The organism is bacterium, from assembly GCA_021372775.1.
Classification (GTDB): Bacteria; Acidobacteriota; Polarisedimenticolia; order J045; family J045; genus JAJFTU01.
Window position 1 is genome coordinate 41,286 of the sequence record JAJFTU010000402.1, and the last position, 19,409, is coordinate 60,694.

At 68.2% G+C, this 19,409-nt stretch carries 21 protein-coding genes and 2 pseudogenes; 1 reads left to right on the forward strand and 22 read right to left on the reverse strand.

The features are described from left to right. Positions 1–41: 41 nt before the first annotated feature. The 19 genes and pseudogenes from LLG88_13655 to LLG88_13745 all read right to left on the reverse strand — a co-directional run bounded on the left by LLG88_13655 (position 42) and on the right by LLG88_13745 (position 17,218). Positions 42–542, reverse strand: a pseudogene (locus LLG88_13655) (GGDEF domain-containing protein). A 1,305-nt stretch (positions 543–1,847) separates the two neighbouring features. Further along, a pseudogene (locus tag LLG88_13660) lies at positions 1,848–2,159 on the reverse strand (lytic transglycosylase domain-containing protein). A gap of 90 nt (positions 2,160–2,249) precedes the next feature. Further along, the gene (locus LLG88_13665) at positions 2,250–3,575 is read right to left on the reverse strand and encodes a hypothetical protein (protein MCE5247954.1); all 1,326 of its coding nucleotides are present in this window, start codon (positions 3,573–3,575) and stop codon (positions 2,250–2,252) included. An 18-nt stretch (positions 3,576–3,593) separates the two neighbouring features. Continuing rightward, complete coding sequence (locus tag LLG88_13670) at positions 3,594–4,316, reverse strand: hypothetical protein (protein MCE5247955.1); 723 nt, start codon at positions 4,314–4,316, stop codon at positions 3,594–3,596. Between the two features lie 41 nt (positions 4,317–4,357). After that, complete coding sequence (locus tag LLG88_13675) at positions 4,358–4,822, reverse strand: hypothetical protein (GenBank protein MCE5247956.1); 465 nt, start codon at positions 4,820–4,822, stop codon at positions 4,358–4,360. A 2-nt stretch (positions 4,823–4,824) separates the two neighbouring features. Beyond that, a complete protein-coding gene (locus tag LLG88_13680) occupies positions 4,825–5,202 on the reverse strand; it encodes a hypothetical protein (protein MCE5247957.1) in 378 nt (125 codons plus the stop codon). Position 5,203: 1 nt separating this feature from the next. Continuing rightward, a complete protein-coding gene (locus LLG88_13685; GenBank protein ID MCE5247958.1) occupies positions 5,204–5,770 on the reverse strand; it encodes a hypothetical protein in 567 nt (188 codons plus the stop codon). 3 nt (positions 5,771–5,773) lie between these two features. Beyond that, complete coding sequence (locus LLG88_13690) at positions 5,774–6,835, reverse strand: hypothetical protein (protein MCE5247959.1); 1,062 nt, start codon at positions 6,833–6,835, stop codon at positions 5,774–5,776. A 9-nt stretch (positions 6,836–6,844) separates the two neighbouring features. Then, positions 6,845–7,252, reverse strand: coding sequence for a hypothetical protein (locus LLG88_13695; GenBank protein ID MCE5247960.1), 408 nt, complete (start codon positions 7,250–7,252; stop codon positions 6,845–6,847). After that, positions 7,252–8,097: a hypothetical protein gene (locus LLG88_13700; GenBank protein MCE5247961.1), complete on the reverse strand. Its 846-nt coding sequence runs from the start codon at positions 8,095–8,097 to the stop codon at positions 7,252–7,254. Before LLG88_13700 ends, LLG88_13695 begins: the two co-directional genes overlap by 1 nt. Positions 8,098–8,373: 276 nt before the next feature. Then, the gene (locus LLG88_13705; protein MCE5247962.1) at positions 8,374–9,102 is read right to left on the reverse strand and encodes a hypothetical protein; all 729 of its coding nucleotides are present in this window, start codon (positions 9,100–9,102) and stop codon (positions 8,374–8,376) included. Next, the gene (locus LLG88_13710; protein MCE5247963.1) at positions 9,099–9,953 is read right to left on the reverse strand and encodes a class I SAM-dependent methyltransferase; all 855 of its coding nucleotides are present in this window, start codon (positions 9,951–9,953) and stop codon (positions 9,099–9,101) included. The genes LLG88_13705 and LLG88_13710 overlap by 4 nt, the downstream gene beginning before the upstream one ends. Further along, positions 9,950–10,636 carry a hypothetical protein gene (locus LLG88_13715; protein ID MCE5247964.1) on the reverse strand — a complete coding sequence of 229 codons (687 nt, stop codon included), beginning with the start codon at positions 10,634–10,636 and terminating at the stop codon, positions 9,950–9,952. Before LLG88_13715 ends, LLG88_13710 begins: the two co-directional genes overlap by 4 nt. Before the next feature lie 14 nt (positions 10,637–10,650). Next, positions 10,651–11,220 carry a hypothetical protein gene (locus LLG88_13720; protein MCE5247965.1) on the reverse strand — a complete coding sequence of 190 codons (570 nt, stop codon included), beginning with the start codon at positions 11,218–11,220 and terminating at the stop codon, positions 10,651–10,653. Between the two features lie 106 nt (positions 11,221–11,326). Beyond that, on the reverse strand, positions 11,327–12,577 hold the full coding sequence (locus LLG88_13725; GenBank protein MCE5247966.1) for a hypothetical protein: 1,251 nt from the start codon (positions 12,575–12,577) through the stop codon (positions 11,327–11,329). A gap of 153 nt (positions 12,578–12,730) precedes the next feature. Then, positions 12,731–13,882, reverse strand: a complete 1,152-nt coding sequence (locus LLG88_13730) for a hypothetical protein (protein MCE5247967.1) — start codon at positions 13,880–13,882, stop codon at positions 12,731–12,733. Between the two features lie 4 nt (positions 13,883–13,886). Then, a complete protein-coding gene (locus LLG88_13735) occupies positions 13,887–16,262 on the reverse strand; it encodes a hypothetical protein (GenBank protein ID MCE5247968.1) in 2,376 nt (791 codons plus the stop codon). Positions 16,263–16,554: 292 nt separating this feature from the next. After that, a complete protein-coding gene (locus LLG88_13740; GenBank protein ID MCE5247969.1) occupies positions 16,555–16,839 on the reverse strand; it encodes a helix-turn-helix domain-containing protein in 285 nt (94 codons plus the stop codon). A 232-nt stretch (positions 16,840–17,071) separates the two neighbouring features. Next, positions 17,072–17,218, reverse strand: a complete 147-nt coding sequence (locus tag LLG88_13745) for a hypothetical protein (GenBank protein ID MCE5247970.1) — start codon at positions 17,216–17,218, stop codon at positions 17,072–17,074. A gap of 38 nt (positions 17,219–17,256) precedes the next feature. Here LLG88_13745 and LLG88_13750 point away from each other — a divergent pair, with 38 nt between their 5' ends. Further along, entirely contained in the window at positions 17,257–17,394 is a 138-nt protein-coding gene (locus LLG88_13750) for a hypothetical protein (protein MCE5247971.1), read from the forward strand. 22 nt (positions 17,395–17,416) lie between these two features. Here LLG88_13750 and LLG88_13755 read toward each other — a convergent pair whose 3' ends face one another. The 3 genes from LLG88_13755 to LLG88_13765 all read right to left on the reverse strand — a co-directional run. Continuing rightward, on the reverse strand, positions 17,417–17,671 hold the full coding sequence (locus tag LLG88_13755) for a hypothetical protein (GenBank protein ID MCE5247972.1): 255 nt from the start codon (positions 17,669–17,671) through the stop codon (positions 17,417–17,419). Positions 17,672–17,711: 40 nt separating this feature from the next. Further along, positions 17,712–17,945 (reverse strand): hypothetical protein, encoded by a 234-nt coding sequence (locus tag LLG88_13760; GenBank protein ID MCE5247973.1) that lies wholly within the window; start codon positions 17,943–17,945, stop codon positions 17,712–17,714. 25 nt (positions 17,946–17,970) lie between these two features. Beyond that, positions 17,971–19,409 (reverse strand): terminase large subunit (locus tag LLG88_13765; GenBank protein MCE5247974.1); only part of this gene is annotated, 1,439 nt, incomplete at its 5' end.

Sequence of the window (19,409 nt, forward strand, 5' to 3'; positions counted from 1 at the left end):
TTCTTCCGCTTTCCGGCCTCGGCGTCGGCCTCGGCCTCGGTCGCCCCGAATCCGACAGAGGCGCCAATCTCCCGGTCGCCGACCTGGCCGAGGCCGGCCGTCTTGAGTGCCGTGCTCACCGCGGCCTCGACCCGATCGCGCAGGCCCGTCAGGTCGCCACCGGTTCCCGGCTGCAGGGCGACGTTGAGCGCGAACTCATCGCCGCCGACGCGCGCGACGACGTCGCCAGGACGAAGGGTCTGCCGTAGCGCGTCAGCGACGACCTGCAGCGCCCGGTCGCCTTCGGAGTGGCCGAGGGTGTCGTTGACCGCCTTGAAGTTGTCGAGGTCGATGCGGGCCCACGCCCGGCCCGGTTCCTGTTTCTTCGCCCTGCGGTTGAGCCCGTTCATGTTGAACAGGTTGGTCAGCGGGTCACGCTCGGCATCGTCGAAGAAGCCCTTGCCGACGTCGGCCTGTCCCTCGGCGACCGTGGCCTGCAGGCGCGCCAGAGCGTCGATCCCTCTCTGCACCCTGGCAGGGACCGGTGCGGTCTCCTGCGGCATCGTGACCGCGCCCGGAGCCGCAGCCGGCGCGGGTACCGGCGCGGCCGTCGCTTCAGCAGAAGCGGGTGTCGTCACGGTCGGGGCCGGCGGCGCGGGCGCGACCTGTTGGGCCACCGCCGGCGCTGAGCCGACGACCGATACGCGCACATCGGGCGACGGCTGCGCGGGCCGCTTGACGCTGAACTGGTCGGTCGTCGGGTTGTACTCGACCGGCGACGGGCCTTCCGTTGGCAACTCGGGCGCGGGTGTCTTGACCGGCGCCGCCTGAATCTCGACCGCCCGGCGCTGCGCGGCCACCTTCGCGGTGATGTCGGCCTCGCTCAGCCCGCGGGCTTTCAACTCGCCGAGCGCAACTTGGGCCTCCGTCGACGTCGCCAGCTTCCTCGAGGGTGTGTTCGCGATCTCGCGTACGAGCATGTCGATCGTCGGCGGGGCTTGCGGGTTCCCGATGTCGAGCACGGCGCCAGGCGTCGAGGGCTTTGGCACCGGGGCCTGCCACTGAATCGTCTGAGGCGTGCGGGTGGTGTCCAACTCGCCGAACGGAATCGTCTTCGCGCCGGGAATCTCGCCGGGACCGTAGAGCCGCGAGAGAATCGTGCCGACCTGAATCGCCTTCTTGGTTCCCGCCGCCACCTGAGCGACGCGCTTCGCGCCGCCGGCCGCGGCGATCGTGGCCGCGAGGTTGGAGACGAACCGTTGCTCCTCGGGCGACGCACCGGACAACTCGGCGGCCTTGCCCGCGCCCGCGCCCGCGAGATAACTCGTGCCGAGCGCCAGCAGGGTTTCCGGTAGGGCGAGCACGAGGCCCGCAGCCACGGCCGGAGTCGCAGCCTTGCCGGTGCCCTCCATCATGTCGGACCAGGCGTTGAGCGCCTTCTTGTCGACCTCGGGCCGACGGTCCTGGACGTACAACTGCCCCGTCCGGCTCCTGGCCATGACCGTTCCGGGCGTGCCCGGCGCCGGCGTGGGAGCCATCGCGATTTCTCCCGACACCTTCGCGCCTTGCACGAACTGCTGCACGCCTCTCGCGGGGGTCGAAATAATGTCGTCGATGGTCTGAGAGGGCGGCCCCTGCACGTACAGTTGACCCGTGCGGCTTCGCGCCATGACCGTACCGGGCGGGAGCGCAGGCGGCGCCAGCGGAACGCCGCCACTGGACGGCGCGTGCATCACCGCGAGCCTTTCCGGCAGGGGCGTGTCGTTGCTGAAGAGCGTCCGCGCTTCGGCGATGGGGTCCGACTTGCCAAACAGGGTCCGCGCCTCCGCGAGCGGATCGCCGGCAGGCTCGGGCGCCAACCGCCCCTCGATCTTCTCGACGTAGTCCTGTGTCTCCGTGAAGGGCGGAACGCCGCCATGCCGCTCGACGGCCTCGGGGCCGGCGTTGTACGCCGCGAGGGCCAGGCGCCGGTTGCCGCCGAACCGGTCCAGCATCTGCCGCAGGTAGAGCACGCCGCCCTTGATGTTGTCGTCCGGGTCGTTGGGGTCGACTCCCAGGTCACGCGCCGTACCTGGCATCAACTGCATGGACCCGACCGCGCCCTTCGGCGACCGGGCACGGGGGTTCCCACCGGACTCGGTCTGAATCACCGCCCGCACGAGATCCACGGGCACACCGTAGGCCGCCGCGTATCGGTCGGCGGGGTCGGTCGGCGCCCCAAGAGTCGCGCGGGCGTCACGAACGGGATCGGCGGTCTCGGGTTCCATTAGCTACCTCAGCGCGTCGTACTGAGCGAGCAACTGCTGTCCCTGAACCTTGAGCGCCGCCTGTTTCGCGGGGTCCCGCTCACCCTTGACCTGGTCCGCCAGCGCGCGAATCTGTTGCTCGAGGCGCGCCTTCTGCGGGCTGGCCGTCGTGGTCGACGTGTTCGCGGCTGCTGGCATCGATGCCGTCGGCTTGGCGCCAGCGTTCTGCGACGGAGGCTCCCACGCCGGCGTGTTCACGCCCTTGACCTTCCAGCCGGCCTCAGCGAGCGACCCGACGGTCTCCTGGTTGGTCTGTGCCCGATAGCTGTTCTCGATCTCGAGCAGGCGGCCCTGGAACTCGTCGTCGTCGATCTCTTCACCCTTCCCGACCCACTTCCTCGAGTCGCCGTCCCACTTGTAGGCGGCCTTCAGCTTGTCGATGCGCGCGTCGCGGAAGCGGAGCGCCGCGCCCTTCTGGGCCTCGGAGAGTCCAGCCTGACCGCCGAGCCGGTCGTTGCGTTCCTGACTCTGCCGCTCGAGTTCGAGGTTGTGCCGCTTCTGCTCGGCCCTGGACTCCGCCGTGTCAGCCAGGCGGCGCCGCTCTTCCGGCGTCATGGCGAGCGTGGCCATCCGGTCGGGCGCCTTCTCGTCGTACTGCTCGGGCACCAGCGCCAACACCGTCTGTGGCGCCCCCTGCGCTCTCAGGATGCCTCGGTAGGTGCTCCACAACTCCGGCGTCTTCGCGCCGGACATGATCTGACCGGACAACGCCAGCCAGTCCTGTTCGGTCTTCGGCCGCTTTTCGAGATGCGTCAGCATCTCGTTCTGCCAGGTGGTGTACTCCGACGCCTTCATGCCGATGCCACGGAGGAAGTCCACGGCCTGCCGCGCTTTCGACTGACCGCTCGCGTCGGGCTCGTCCCACACGTCAGGAAGCATGGCGGCCAGGCGCGGCTCGTACTTCTGGAGGTAGCCCTTCGCCGCGGTGAGCGTGCCCTGGTCCTTGACGCCCTGAACCACCTGCAGGCCCTGCTCGAGCTGCTGCCGGTAGACGTCGTTCTCGGCCTTGAGCGTGTCGAGGTGCGTCTTGCGCTGCGCGGCGATGGCAGACTCGAAGCGGAGTGCGGCCGCGCCGTGACCCGATTGCTGCAGCGTGTTCGACACGGCTTCCGGGTCGTCCGGGTGCTGCGCCATCGCCTCGCGGAGCGCCGCGTCGTCGCCAGCGGCCTGCACGCGAGCCTGTGTCTCGAGCTGACGGTCCTTCAACGCCATCACGTCCCCGAGTTTCTGGAGGACGTTCGGCGCCTGCGGCGCCCGAGCCGCAAGCGGAATGTTGGGGTCGATGCCCATAACTGGCTCCTGGCGCGATCAGCGGCCGAAGATCCGACTCTCGACGTTGTTGACGTCGTTCCGAACGTAGCTGCTGCCCGTGTTCGGCGCGAGGCCCTGGTTCTGCCAGTACTTCATCAGCGCGGCGTCGGCGATGCTCATGCCCGCGCCAGCGAGGCCGCTCCCCCAGGCGTTCCCGGCCCCGACCACGCCGGCCGCCCCCGCGTTGCCCGCGCCCGTGATGAGGTCCGATCCGTCGTTGCCGAAGTCTCCCGCGGCCGCCGCCTGCCCCGCCGCGGCCGACTGGCCCTGGCCCGATAGCGCCATCAGGCGCTGGAACTGTTTGTTCTGGTTGTTCTCGAATGTGCTGAAGGCGGTCCCGTACTGGTCCTTCGCGCGGCCGTAGACCTCGTTGTACTTCGTGTCGGCGTAGTCCTGCGCCCACTTCGTCAGGTCCTTCATCGCGCCGCCGGTCAGCAGCGTGCCGCCGGCCGCGGCGGACCGCTGCAGCGCCTTGATGCCTTCGTCGAAGCTGAACTGGAATCCCGGGTCCTTCCGGGCCTGTTCAGCCGTCGGCGCCACGAAGGGCGTCGTCCACGGCTGCATCAGGCCGCTGGCCATCACCGACGCGAGCGGGAACTGCCCGCCGCCCGTGAAGGTGCCTGGAACGAAGTCGCCGCCCGTGTCGATGGCCGGCGGCGTCGTCGGCGTCTCGGTCAGGGTCGGGGGCTGGCCGCCCACGGTGTACTGCGGCCCGTTCACTCCGACCGGCGCGTTGTCATCGAACCACGACATAAGGCCCCCTACTGAACGAGCGTCGCGCCCTTGGCGACGTAGTGGCTCGCGACGCGCCGCGGCACGGCCTGCTGGCTGCCGTCAGGCGCCCGCAACAGGACCATCTCGATGTCGGCCGGCTCTCCGCCGTTCTGCCTGGCGACGGTACGCGTCGACCGCATGGTGTCCATGAACGGGCCGGGTCTCGGGGCCCGCGTCGTCGACGTGCCACCGTCCGTGATCTGCTTCGCCGCCGGCGCCGGCCGGAAGCCCATGAGCGCCGAGAGCGTCTGATTCGCCTGGTTCCCAGACGTCACCCACGGCTGGAGGTCGGCCCGGCGCGTGGTGAACATCTCGCGCTGGAGCGCCAGCGCGTCACTCGCGGATTTCTGCTGAATGTCAGCCGCCTCGCCGGCGGAGTGCGCCGCGATGGCCGCTCCGCCGACGGACCCGGCGGGACCGATGATGGCTGGCAGGAAGGGGGCAACCGGCATAGCTACCTCACGATCGGAAGCACGAACGATTCCGCAGCGATGGGAACGCCGCCGCACCGAATCAGCAATTCTCGGATCTTCAAGTTGTCGGCGCCGGTCCACACGCGCTCGTACCCGAACGCCTTGACCGCTCTGCGCATCGCCAACCAGAGGCGAACCGGCACAACCGGGTCCGCCTGGAACTCCGGATCGACCTCGATCCCCTCCGCGTGCAGTTGCAGGACCGCAGCCCACTGCGCCACGATTCGCCCATCGACCTCGACCACCGGCAGACGCACGCGCTCGGGATGCGTCCTGAGCGCGTCGAGCAAGGGACCGATCGAGGACCCCGCGAGGCGGTCCCACTCGTCCACGGGCAATTCGCGGCTGGTCAGCGCCACCTCAGTACCCCGGAATCCCTGGCATCGCGTCGATGAACGCCCCGAGCAGCGTGATCGCCCGCGGCCCTTCGAACGTGAACCGGAACACCCACTCGCGCGCGCGACCGAGCGCGCGCCACATCGGCTGACGTAGGAAGTCGTCGCTGTCGGCCATCGTGACAATCAGCGGCGCGCCCCACGTCTTCCCGTGGTCCTTCGAGACTTCCAGCGTGAACACCGGCGTGGGGTCTTCGCGCCCTGGCGCCGTCGGTCCGAGTTCGAGGTGGACCTGCAGCCAGTTCACGAAGATCCACGTCTGATCGGCCGAGAAGTACGTGGTCTGCCGCACGCACCGGATCGGCCGGGTGAAGTAGCGGTAGTGCACGCCGGTCGGCACAACCCCGGGCGTCGCCGCGATGACGGGCGTCAGCGTGCGGAGCACCACGCGCGTGAGCGCCACGGCCGCCGACTCTCCCGATCCGGTCAGGCTGCGCAGACTGACTCTCGTGACGCCGACGGGCGCAGTGATCCCGTCGCCCGTGAGGGTCCGCACCGCAACGCGCGTGAGGTCAATCGCCTGCGAGGCCATGACTTAGTACGTCTTCACCGCGCCCGCTTCCATCGCGTTGAACTCGGCCTCGGTCCATGCGAGATCCGTCGCCGGGTTCACAGTGAACCGCGGCCGGAATCGCTGGATGCTGGTGCTGAGTCCCTGGGCGGACGAGTCGAAATGATCGTCGGCCACCTGCACCGAGGCGGCGACCGAGCCCCACCCGGCCGCCTCGATACGGGCGTCCAGCACGGCCATGACATCCACGATCGGCGCGCCCGCGTTCTTCAATACGTCGTGGCCGTAGGTTTCCCGGTCGCCAACACCGGACAGGACCACGTAGGTGGTCAGGTCGTCTGGTTCCGGCGACTCGTTGACCCGGGTGTAGTGGTCCGTGCCCGAGCCCCCGACGGGCGTCCCGAAGTTGTTGTCGAGAGAATCCCCGGTCGGGAAGTGGCTATCCACGCGGTAGTCCCCGACGACGTCCGAGGCCAGAATCAGATCATCGAAGTAGACGGCCGTCGCGGCGGGCCCGCAGTACCCGCAGCCGTAGACCAGGTGCGTGATGCTTGCCGTCGCGCCGTTCTGGGTGTTGAGGCCGGTGAGCTGCAGGACGTTCGTGTCGTTCACGTAGACGTCGATCGTCCCGGCTGTCGCATGAATCGTGACCACGGCCTGCAGCGACACGGCGGTCGCACCAACGACCCCCGCCTCTGACGTGCCAAGCACGGTCGCGCCGACACCACCCTGCGAGAAGTCGTATCCGGACGCCGCGGCGTCACGGAGGGCCGAGAGCGAGCCGTCCGGGTTGAGGCGAATTGAGACGTGGCCGCCGTCCCCGTTCTGGAAGTCGAAGAGGTAGATCGCGCGAGCCAGTTGGTTCGTCACCTGGACGACGCACCTCGCGGCGAGCGTGGGTGTCCCGCCCGACCGCGCGAAGCGCGAGACGTAGTCGCCCATCGCGGTGGCGGCCTGGCACAGCAGGCGCCGGCCGCCAAAGCGGCCACCGGTGACGGTCGTCGGCGTGCCGATGACACGCGCGTGTTCGCGCGCCGGGCTCGTGTAGTCGTCGAAGCCGTCGTAATCGTAAATGGTGGTGGACATCGTTCGCCTCTACTCGGCGTACCCCTGCACGATTTCCGAGAACCAGACGCCGAGCGCCTCGCAGTAGGTCATCCGGACGAGGTCGCACTTGCCGGGGGTCAGCGTGACCGTCGGCGCGACCCCGCCAGGCCAGGCCACGGACGCCGGCCAGGTCACCGCGAATCCCCCGCTGCCGGACCGGACGGCGAGCAGATACTGCCCCCCGTCCTCACCATTCCGAATGGCGACGGCGCAGGACGCGGTCAGCGTGACGATCTGTTTGCGCCCTCGCGACCAGTCCACGACCGCCGCCGATCCCACCGGCCCGCGGTCTATCCACTCGATCGGTTCTGGCTGAAAGAAGTCCGACCACGGGCCACGCATCACGAAGCGTCGATCGTCGACCAGCGGCGCGGAGAGCGGAGGGATTCTCGCCATTACGCCGCCTCCACGAGCGTGTCCTCGGCCACCTCGAGGTCCACCGCGTAGATCGCGCCCGTTGACGGATCGCCCACCAGGTGCTGCCCGTTGAAGCAGGTGTGGCAGCGCGCCGGGAACGGCCGCCAGTTCGCCCGGTCGGGGTCCCACACGCCCCACTCCATCCAGGCGTTTGTCGAGACATCGAAGAGCCAGGTGGTCGGCAGGTCGGGGACGTAGAGCGCGTACCAGAGGTGCTTTTCGTACTCCATCGCCCACGCCACGGCCTCGGCGAGGCGAGCAGACTTGCCGAGTTGGTGCTGGACCGCGTGGGTCGAGACGACAACGGGCGTGTAGCCGTTCATCCGCCAGACCTGGCCGCGTCCGTGGGCGTCTTGCCCGATGTAGTAGATCGTGTTGTCGAGCACCACCGCCGACCACGGGGCGAGGATGCCGTGCTCGATCTGGGCGCCGCCGTAGGGCGCGAACGGGAAATTCGACGCGCCGTTGTTGTACCAGACGGTCGTGTTCTTCGAGCCCATCAACCAGAGTTGGCGCTGAAGGACCACCATCGCCCGAAGGTTGTCCGACGACGTCGAGACCTCGCCGAGGTCGAGGCCGTCCCACGAGGTTCCGTTCTCGAGCGAGGAAATCTTGAACTGGCGCGTATTGCCCCGCAGCCCGACGAAGTACCCGTCGACGAACGCCGCCATCGTGAGCGGCCTGGGCAAGTCCGGGTCGGTGATCTGCGCGAACCGGTTGTGCCGCAGGTCAAAGCGGTAGCCCCTTCCGCCTGACGTCGTGAGGACCTGATAGCCGGCGGTGCCGTTGCTGCTGATGGTCGCCGGGTTGGCGTCTGGCGCCATGACGCCGCGGGCGATGCTCGTGCGGTTCGCCAGCACCTCGTAGAAGCGGTCGCCGCCGACCCCGAAGCACCGGCCGTCCTCGCTCCACAGCGCCCGCACCGGCCCGCCCGGTAGGCACGTGTAGGGCGTCACGGCAGGTCGGCCGCGCATGATGGGCTCGCTCGGTCCGCTCCCTCCGTCCACAACCTCCGGGTAGAGGTTGATCGTCCGCTCGAGGCTGACGTGCCCTGAGCGGGACGGATTCGAGGGGCCGATGAAGCCAGGCAGGCGCATCGGTCAGTCTCCCGTGAAGATGTCGAACCGGTCGGGTCGATTCAGCAGCGCGACGTCGACGCGGACCGGCTCGCTGTGAATGTTCGACCGCTTGATGTCGGCCAGCGCATCGGCTGCGTCCTGTTTCAGTTGCCCGTCGACCGGCCGGCCGAAGGGGCGGCAGCACTCGACGGCGAGGTTCAACCGAATAGCCTTCTCGTACCCGGGTGGCAGGGTCAGCTCGGTCACCAGCGAGGGCACGCTGCCAAGCGGAGCCGGCAGGTACAACACCGGCCGGATCGTCACGTCGGTTGGTACGGGCCAGAAGTAGAGCGTGCCGACCGCCGCGTCAGCGTTGTAGTAGAACCGTCGGGGGAACGTGTTGGGCAGGAGTTTCATGCGCTCTTCCTGCCACTGCGCCTTCGTGTAGGGGTCGAGTTCTCGCTCGAACGGCGTCACCGTGCCGGGGAACTGGACCGCGACCTTGTCGATGAACACCGGCCGTGTCGGCGTCACGAAGTTGGGCGCGGGCGTGACCGAGGACGGTCCGACCGTGTAGCCGTCCTGGTTCGCCACGAACGTGAAGAGCGTCCGGGTGTAGTTGTAGATGGTCAACTCCTGGGTGCGCCAGGCGTCGAGCATCGAGTTGAACCGGCGGAGAACCTTGTAGGCGTCCGAATCGCTCACCTGTTGTCCGCCGCCGTGGCAACCGATCTCATCGAGCGTGTCGGTGATGAGCTCGAGGGCTTTCACTTCTTGCCGCCTCTCCCGCCGCGGCGGCCGGTGGCCACCTCGGGCTGATCGGACGGTTCAAGGTCGAGGGCTTCGGCCGGCTCGCTGGCGAGGGACGCCTCCGGCGCCGGACCGGGTTCGACGACCCCGCCGGGCTTGTTGGACCATCCCGGTCCGAGTCGCTTCTCGTCCTCGGCCGTGTTGACCAACCGCTCGCCGTGCTCGGCGTGGTAGCGGACGCACGGGTACGGGGCGCCCTGGACCTGGCGAGGCTTCTGGTCGTCCTTCTTGATGCCCCAGACCGAGCCGGCGCGCTGCACCATCAGGCGCTGACCGAGCCGGGTGAGCCAGTCGACGAAGCCCATGACCGCCTGTTCGACCTCGGGGAAGTTGATGTCATGGCCGGCGAGCGTGCCGCCGACCTTGACCTTCGGCCACCAGGCGCGCAGTTCGGCCGCGACATGCGGACCGGAGTGGTCGTCATCCAGGAAGACGAAGTCGAGGCTCGAGTCCGCGTAGGTCGCCGACATCGCGAGGCTGGAGCCGACGCGGATGTGGACTTCGCCGGCGACGGGCCGCAAGAAGTACTCGGCCGCCTCCTTGACGCCGCCGCGCTCGGCGACCGTCCGGTCGTACCAATGCAGGTCCGCCGCGTCGATGAGGTCGCGCCGCAGACCCGCGAACGTGTCGATCGTGTCGAACCAGATCGCCTTGTGCGCGTTGTGGATCTCGACGCCCATGCAGGCGGCCGACTTGCCGAACAGCGTGCCGACCTCCACGAAGCGCGCGCCGTCCTGCGCGGCGGCCACGTGCGCGGCGTAGACGGCCTCGAAATCGAACCAGCCAGGGATCTCCTCGTGAAAGTGCTTCACTTCGCGTCCTCCCTGAACGTGGCGAACACCTCCGGCCCGCGGGCCAGAGCCGTCAACCACTCGTCTCCGTGCACGGTCGGCCACACGGCCAGATTGGTGATGTGGCCGAATCGAATGGTGGGGTCTCCGTAGAGCGGGATGCCGGCCTCGTAGAGCTTCCGGCAGAAATCGAGGTCGTCGCACCACTCGTCTTCCCGGCCTTTGAACTGGCCGAGCGTCCACCAAGGAGAGTCGATACGACGGAAGACGTCGGTTCTGACCAGGAGCCCGCCCGACGTCGCGGCGGCGAGTTGCACGAGGCTGCCGTCGGTCGGGATGTCAGCGAGCCGCATCATGCACTCGAGCCGAGGCTGATTCGCGTGGAACCAGATCGGCTTGAACTCCGGCATCCGGCGCAGACTCAGCCCGACAACGGCATCGAACTGCCCGCCACGCTCCAGCATCTTCGTGAGCACGTCCGGCTGAAAGACCAAGTCGTCGTCGAGGAAGAAGATGTGCTCGGCGCCGAGCTCGAGCGCGCGCCGGACGATGAGGTTGCGATTCTGCGAGACAGACGAGCCGCGGCCCGGAACGACCCGCCAACCGGCAGGCCGTTCCAGGTCGCAGAGACAGCCCCAGAACGCGGACCATCGTCCTTGTTCCGCGCACGGGACGCCGATGACACCAACCGCCGTCTCAGGCATCAGGGACCTGAGCGTCAGCCGAGGGTGACGTTCTTCGAACCGAGCACCACCCACCGACCGTCGATCGCCTCGAGGTCCACGAAGTTGCCGATGGCCGCGCCGAAGGTCGCGACATCGCTCGAGGTGGATTCGGTGTTGAAGCCGTCGGTGGTGATCGTGTGCGCTGCGGCCGTCGCGCTCACGATGTGGAGCTGCGTCCCGTTCTCGCCGACCGACGGGTTGGCCAGTGTGAGGCCCGCAGCCGTGGCCTTCCGGATGATGTGCGTGCCGGGCTTCGGCGTGACGGCGCCATCCTGCCCGTAGCTGTACTGCCTCGGCGCGACGGCCGACGGCCCGAAGTTGATGTCCTTCCAGTCGTCCACGGTGCCGTAGACGAACGGAGCGAGAACATCGTGCGCGACCGCCATCTTGCCCTGCTGTCCGCGGGCCAGTTCGACCCGCGTGCCCGACACCTTCGTGACCTTGACAGCCTCGTCGTCGATGCGCGCGAGCATTCCGACCGCGACCGTCCCCGCCGTGGTGACGGAGGCGGCGCCATCCGTCGCGCCGATCGCCCCCGCGATCGTGGTTTTGGTGAGAGCCATGATTCTGTTCCCTTCTCAAAGGGGCGGCGGCCCGGTCTCCCGAGCCGCCCCCACATCCGTTGCAGCGAACCGATCGGCCCCGCTCAGGGCCGCGTGACGCTAGACGTCACGAGTGGACACGGCTGGCCAGTTCCGCACGGAGCGTGGTCCAGTCGCAGAGCACGTCGAAGCGCGTGATCATCTCGTCCGACCGGATGTCGTAGGCCGTCACCATCCGGACGCCCACGCCGGTCTGGTCGTCTCCGGCATAGGCGGCTTCGTGAACACCCTTCGGCAGCTTCAGCTTGGCGGTGACGAACGTGAAGGCATCGCGGTGGAAGCCGAGCCCGACACGGCCGATCTTCGCGGACGCGCTGTTGAAGGTCAGAACCGCGTCCGCCGGAGCGGCCTTGTTGACTGTCTGGTAGGCGCCGGAGGTGATGATGGACGGCGAGATCGGGATCGTCACCGTGCCGTCAGCCGCAGCCGTGCAGGGCGCCGTGCACACGAAGTCCTGCAGGTAGCCGGTCGCTTCGAGCGATTCCGGATTGACCGACTGCACACCCGTGCCGGCGGCCAGCGTGCCGATCGTGAAGACGTCGCCCTGGTTGATGGTGTCGCCCGACGTGAAGCCCTTGCAGAGCAGGCTGGCGCCGGTCTGCGCACCGCTGATCTGCCAGGTCGTGCCGTTGGTCCCCGTCCGCGTGCCCTCGGTGTGGGTCGCACAGTTCTGGTCCATGTGCCAGCCGGACCATCCGAGGACCGCGCCGGCGTACTGCCCGTTGCGGAACGACTCGGAGATCAGGTTGGCCGGGTTGAGCAGCGCGAAGTTGCTGCCCACGTGCTCGGCCTGCATGTCCGGCGTGACCACCATCGACCGCAGGGCGTCCTGCGGGGCGGCCATGTTGGCGAGCTTCACGCCCGCCTTCAGGTAGGTCATGTTGGCGGTCGGTGTCGTGGACCCGCTCGGTACGGTGCCGAGGGTGCCGACCGCGTTGTAGATGTTCTTGTACTGCTTCAGCCCCTCGAGGTCGATCTTGTTGCCGATCTTCGCCAGGATGGGCCGCAGGATGTTGTCGCTGTAGTTGTTCAGCGAGAGCAGGCGGTCGGTCTCGGAGAAGCTGATGTCGATCCCGAACTTGCGCGTCAGCTTGATCGGGACCCGGTCCTCGGTGGTCGCCTGGAGCTGGATGGCGTCGCCCTCGCGGACGATGTACTTCGGGGGAACGCGCGCGTAGACGATGGACCCGACCTTGGCGCCTTCCTGCCCGAACATGCTGTCGTACTGGCGGTTCACGAGTCCCGTGAACACCAGGTTGTTCGTCAGCACCCGGAGTGCTTCCAGGGTGACGATCTCGAGTGTGAGTAGTTTGTTCATCGCTGCAACCTCGTGAAAAAGCCGTTCAGTGAACGTCTCTGTCGTGGTCTCAGCGATGACGCAGACGGCGAGCTCGGGAGGTCCCGGTACGCGGGGCCCGAAGGCCCCGCAGGTGCTGCCGTCAGCAGGAAGACGCCTGTTGACCTGTGTGCCTTACCGTCGTGCCAGCCGGTCCCGTTCCTCCTTGTTGCGGTCGTGCATCCACTGGACCGCCTCGGGCGATCCGGGCGTAATCCGCTGCGCTCGTTCTTCGAACGTCTCGCTCGGCGCCGCGCTCGAGCCCCGCACCGGCGTGGGCGGCTGTGGTGCCTTCGGCACCGGCGCAGCGGAAGTGGCGGCGCCCGGGGCGGCCGGTTTCCCGGCCGGTGCGGCGCTGCCCTTGAGCTGCTGAGACAGCATGACCAACGCTTCGTGCGCTTCGAACGGCGGCAGCGCGGCGATGCGCGCGGCCTCGTCCAGGTGCGATCCGAGGTGGTAGAGGACGGCCGGTCCCATCGCGTTCCGCGGGTGCGAGATCCACGCGCCCATCGGTTCCGTGATCTGCTTCATGAGGTCGGGGTTGTTGACCGTGACCTCGTCGTAGTCCGGGTGTGCCGTCGCGAACGTCTTGATGGTCTCCTGCCGGACGCGGCCGGCTTCGGCGGCGGCCGTCTCGGTGGACCGCTTCGCTTCGATCGCCTTCAGGCGTTCGTCGACCTTGGCGTCGATGCGGCGTTCCATCTGGCGGTCGCGCCACGCATCGTGCGCCTTGTCGTAGTCCTGGTAACTCGTGAACTTCTCGTCGTCGACCTGCGGTTCGGGGTCGTCGGCAGGCACGACCGGCGCCGCCGGCGCGGTCGGAACGGGCGGCGCCGCGGCCGCGGGCTCCGCGGCGCCGGGGGCCGGTGTGCGGCCCTTGAGGATCTCGTCGAGAATCCGCTGCTGCGAGGCGACGGTGCCCTCGAGCGTCGCCACCTTGGACTCGGCCTCTCGGCGCTGTTGGCGGAGGACCTTGATGGTGTGGAGCTTCGACCTCGAGGACCGCGCTTCGCGTTCTGTGCCAGGCTCGGGCTCGCCTCCGCCCTCGTCTTCGTCGCCCTCGTCCCCTTCGTCACCGGCGGCCGGCGCGGCAGGGACAGGCTCGCCGGCGGCCGGAGTCGCCGCGGCGGCGGCAGGGGCCGCAGCCGGAGGATCGGCGGGCTTCGGGAGTTCGTCCGCCTTGCCGCCTCCACCTTCGCCAGGCGCAGGCGGAGTCTCGGGCTTCAGCCCAAGGGCCTCGTCCACGTTCGCCTGAGTCCCGGTTGTCGTCTCGAGCACAATCGCCATGACGTCACACTCCTTGCGCGGGGGGTTCACCCGCGAATGACCCTACAGGCCCGGTAGGTACGGGGGCGGATGGCGGCAGGACCGGCGAGGAAACGGACGCGCCGGGAGACACGGCAGCGGGAGGACGAGTCGCTTGTCCGTCCTCGCCAGTCCCGCCAGGTGAAGCCGGCGCGCCGAGACCGGAGATGGCCTCGATGCGCGCGCGGTCGATGTCGGTCAGGTGCTGGATCTGCTGCAACTGCCCCTGCAGCAGCGCGATGGTCTCGGCGCTCGCGGTCTTCGACTGCGCCACGACGATCATCGCGGTCGCCTGAATGGCGGCAATCTTCTCGCGCGTGCTGAGCTCGAGCGCCTTCGTCTGGATCGCTTCGGTGAGTTCGTTGATGCGCGCCGCCTGCAGGTCGATGAACTTCTGCGCCTTCTGCATCTGCTGCAGGACGCCCGGCGGCAGTTCAGGCTGCCCGCCTTCCTCGTCGTCGCGGAGTTCAGGCGGCAGCGCCTTCCGGTAGCGCGCGGCGATCTTGCGACCAACGGGCGTATCCGCGTCGTCGAAGTAGAGGTCACCGATGCGGGCGAGTTGTGTTGGGTCGGCCTGAAGGATGGCCGTCATCAGCTCGCGATCCTGCTGGCGCTGTGACGAGTAGGACACGCCCGCCTTCACGCGCACGTCGTAGCGGCCAGCCGACAAGTCCACGATCTTCAACTCGGACTCGGTCTGCTTCTGCTGCTCGAGCATCTGCTTCGCCGCGGTGGCGTTGCCCGCGTGCACGATGACCGTCCGGCTCTTGCCGTCACGGCCGAGGATGCGCTTCACGCGCGGCGTGTCGTAGTACCAGGGGAACAGGTCCAGCAGCACGCGGCCGGCGTGCCGAAGGGCCACAGCGAGATTCGCTTGGAAGTGCGAGTTGCCGACCTCGCCCTGGTGCTGGCGCGCGAGGATGGCCCGACCGCTCTGCTCGGCCCGCTGCTCGTGAGCCCCGACGTCGATCGAGAAGCCGGCGGTGGCGCGCAGGTCCTGCTCGGCCTGCAGCGAAAGCTGGATCTCGCCCTGAATCGGCGCGGTCGAGTCGGCGCGCTGCGGCGCCGGCACGAGCGTGTTGCCGCCGATCGAGACCTTCTTGTATTTCAGGACCGGCAGGTTCCGAATGTTGGCCGCTGCCCAATCTTTCTCGTGGCCCTCGAGCTGGCCTTCCTCGGCGATGTAGGGGGCCTTCGGCAGCAGCGCGACCTTCTCGGTCATGGCGGACTTCTGGTAGTTCGCCATGCGCTGCGGGTCTTTCGCGTCGCGGGTGATGCCCTTGTAGTCGACGCGGCCGTCCAGGTCGACTTCCTCGCCGACGACCGGGAACACCGGAATCCAGCGCCCGGGCATGTCGCGCGGTCCGCTGAGGTCCTTGTTGCCCTCGAGGATCGTGACCGCGTTCATCTTGCACCAGGTCAGTTGCTTGGCCTGGACGGTGCGAGCCTCCTTCGGCGTGAGGGAGACGCCATCGGCCTTGAGGTGCTGGACGACGCGCCCGGCTGCGTCCTCGAGCTCGTCCTGCTCGAAGCACTCGCCGTTCTCCATCAGGCAGAGCGTCTTTTTGACCCGACGGAAGCTGTAGTACTCGGCGATGCGCACGCGCCCGGTCGGCATCCAGTCGGTCTGGACCTCGCCGCTCCGAGTCATCTCGGCGATGGTCGCGCGCGGCGACGACTCGCCGTAGAGCTCGTCATACTCGTCGCACGGGAGGTCGTCCACGATGAACGCGAACCGCATGTCGGAGCCGTCGAGCTCCTGATAGACCGGGTCCGGGTACACCGTGGCGAAGTTGCGGACGCTCTTGATGCGCAGTTCCTGCTCGAACGTGTTGTCGCTGGCGTACTCGGGCAGGATGCGGAACCAGCCGCGGCCGACGCGGGCCTGCGCCTGGACCGCGCGGGTGTAGGCGACGTCGGCGTCGGAGTTGCTTTCAACGTGCTGGATGAGCCCTTGCAGGGTCTCGGCCGTGTAGACGTCGGCCGCGTTATCGACCGCGTCCACCTCGATCCCGGGGCGCGCGTCGCGGGACTCGTTCACGATCTGGCGCGCGTACCCTGCGATGCGGTTGATGGTCAGGCACGGCCGCCCGTCCTTGTCGCGCTGCGCCTTGAGCGTGTCGGGCCATTGCTTGCCGGAGAAGAAATCGAGGTCCTCGCGCTGGTCGCGCCGCAGGTCCTTGTCGTAGGTGTCCGACATGCGCCAGCGTTGAAACGCCTGGCGGACGAACAGCCGCGCGGACTGACTGGCGTTGCTGGCGGGGTCAGAGTTGGGGTTGGTGTTGACGATGCCGGCGACCTGCCGGATGTCGCCGACTTGAGCCGGCTCGAGGGGGATGCTCGCCTCGACAGACGCGCCCACCGCGCCAGGCAGTAGAGCTGGCGCGGAAGGCGAACGACGCCGACGAGGAGGAGTCGAGCCGGCCATGCGGGGCGCGGGCTACTTCTTGCCCTTGGCGCACTCGGGCTTGGTGGCGGCGACCTTCTTCGCCCCGGCGAGACCGGACGGCGCCGGCTCGCGGCTCGGGGTTTTGGTGCTGACGTGCTTCATGGAGTGGCCTCCCTCGCGGTTGTGAATCGGAGAACAACCGTCTGCAGAAGCCACAATGGACGAACTTCAGCGGGAGGGGACCGGCGACCGTGGCCAGTTGGTGCTACTTGGTATCGACGTGTATCGATTGGTATCGATTTAGGGCGGTCCGAATGGTCTCGAGGCGCTCGGGGTCGAGGACGTGGACCAGGCGCGCGAAGTCGAGCGAGCGGACGCCGAAGAACTGCATCACCGCCGACAAGGGCACCCGACGGTGCCGTCCGCGGCCCACGTGTTCATGCGAGAGGCCAGGCGTCCGGTCGTCGGTCCAGCTCTTCAGCGTCCGCACGGGCGTGTCGCTGATGAGGGCGACTTCGCGGAGCGTGAGCAGGGGGTCGACTTCGGTCATCAGTTCCTCATGCGCCGCTTCTGGCGCTCGACAAACGCATCCTGGATGGCCGCGACTTGGCACAACTCGTGACTCGCCGGCAGGGAGACCGCCGGCCCTGAGAGCTCGGCCGCCATCGCGCCGCAGCGCGGGCACTCGACCGGCCCATCGAGCGTGGTGCGCCACAGGCTGACGTGCGTGAAACCGCACACAGCGCAAGCCCGCAGCCCGAGGATGAACGACGGCGGCGCGGTCACTTGCCCCGCTTGCCCTTCCCGCCGCGCGGGTGAGCGGTGTGCAGCGCCGCGGCGACGGCGACCTTGTGCGGGTGGCCGGAGGCCATCATTTCACTGATGTTCTGGCTGACGACCTTCTGCGACGTGCCCTTCTTGAGCGGCATCGGGCCTCCTGAACGCTCGCCCGGCCAGGCCCCACGCCATGCCGGCGAGCCGGATGGGCAGCAGCACGATCGCCAAGAGCAGGACGCCGAGCATCTTGGCGATCGGCCACAGCAGTTCAACGGTCATGCGACGCGCCCACGCCTTGCGCTCGGCGCGCCAGAGCGAGGCGGCGTGACACCTCGAGGCCCACCCCACGGTCAGACCGCCGGGACCGGGAACACGGCCGGCGAGATGTCCAAGTAGTACTCCTGGCCCACGACGAAGCTGCCGTCGTTGACGGTGGACACGTTCAGCTTGCCGCTTGGCGTGTACTTCCAGAACGTCTTGTTCTCCTCGGACGAGTTCTGACCGCCAGTGACGGCGTTGAACTCGTAGTCGTAGACCAGCGCCGGGGACGAGTAGTCTTTGTACTCGCGCTTCGAGATGCAGACGAACTTGCAGCGGACTGGCATTGAATCACCCTCCATCAGGTGCCACCGGTCAGGCGGCTGGTTAGGACTTCTTCGTCGCTCCGAACACCTTGCGCACGGCCGGCTCCGCCTCGGCGTAGCTGGCGTAGACGTTCCGCGTCGGCTCCTTCCACGGTCCGTTGCCGCTGTTGTCCGCCGGGATCTCGACGATGATCCCGCCGTTGTCGGCGGCCTTGATGGTGCACTCCGGCTTCCGCTTGGCCGGCTTCCCGGGCATGGACGGCGCGGTGCCGGTGACGGTCTCGCTCTTCTTCATCGCTGCGCTCCTTCTGGTTGTCGACTCACGCCATCCACGACAGGCCGTCCCGGTCCGGGAAGGCCGTCACTACCTCGGGCTTCGGCGGCACGGGCTGAACCTTCGCGCGCGCCAGGCCGGAGTGCACGCCGTAGCGCGTCGCGTCCATCACGTGATCGTTCTGCTTCACGATCCGGCCCTTCTCGTCGCGCCGGTAGAGCCGGTACTCCTCGAAGAACGCTTTGCACGACGCGAACACCTTGAGCAGGCCGGCCGAGAGCATCGTCCAAACGTCGTAGACGCCGGTCTCGACGGCCTTGTCGGGCAGTTCGAGGTCGAGGCCGAGGCTCTGATACGTCGAAATGAGCTGTGCCGCGTCGTGCTCGAGCATGATGAGCGCCGCGCAGTCGCCGACGCCCGGAATCCAGGAGCCGCGCGCCTTGATGGCGTTCGCGTGCACGACGGGCTCGGCCGAGTTGCCCTTGTGAACCGAGTAGAGATACCAGACGTGGCTCTCGGGGTCCTCGGCGAACCAGGTCGCCGCCGTGGGCTTCGCGCCGCCGCCCGCGTCCATGCTGAAACACCGCTTCCAATGCTTCGGGATCTGGAAGTCGGCCACCGTGATCTCGCTCTCGGCCACCTGGTAGACCGCGCCACTCCCGAGCTGCGGGATGCCCTTGCTGCGCGCGTCGCGCTGGTAGGGCGGGATGGAGGCCCAGAGCTCGGCGCGGGCCTGCGGCGAGAGGTGTGGAGCGTCGTCCCACGACGCCTGAATCACCGAGACGCTGTCGTTCGCGGTCTCGAGCGAGTCGATCGCGCCGCCCGGCAGCAGTTGCAGGATGAGCGGCGTCATGCCCTGCAAGGGGGTGAACGTCAGCAGCATCAGGCCGCCGCCGAGCATGTCCGGCGTGTCCATCGTCCGCAGCAGGCACTCGGTATGGATGTCCTCGGGCGGCTCTTCGTCGAGCAGGATGAAGTGCTGGCTCGTGCCCTGGAACGCCTCGCGGCGCTGGTCGTAGGACTTGAGCACACACACCGACGTGCCGCCGGAGGCGTGCCTGACTTCGATCGTCTCCACCGCGTCCGGGATGCCAGCCTTCAGCTTCGGCTTGCCGATGACCAGGTGCTCGGGCAGCATCCGCTTGTTCGGGTTGTCCTTCGGCCCGAGCAGCGTCGACTGGATGATGTCGCGGACCGTCTTGCCGGTGTCGCCGGCCGCCCACGCGCGAATCGGGCCCGGGAAGCGCCGGCCCGTCCACCACTCCGGGTAGAGGCCGGTCAGGTGGCAGACGAGCTCGTAGCAGCCGGTGTCTGTCTTGCCGACGCGGTTCGCGGCGAGGAACACGCGCTCGCGGAAGTCGGCGCCGGCGTCCATGAGCGCGATGTGCTTCGGGTAGAACTCGCGCGAGAGCGGTCCGCCGTTCGGGAAGTAGCGGAAGAACGGCGACGCGGCGCGCTTCTCGAGCTCCAAGAGTGCGACCGCCT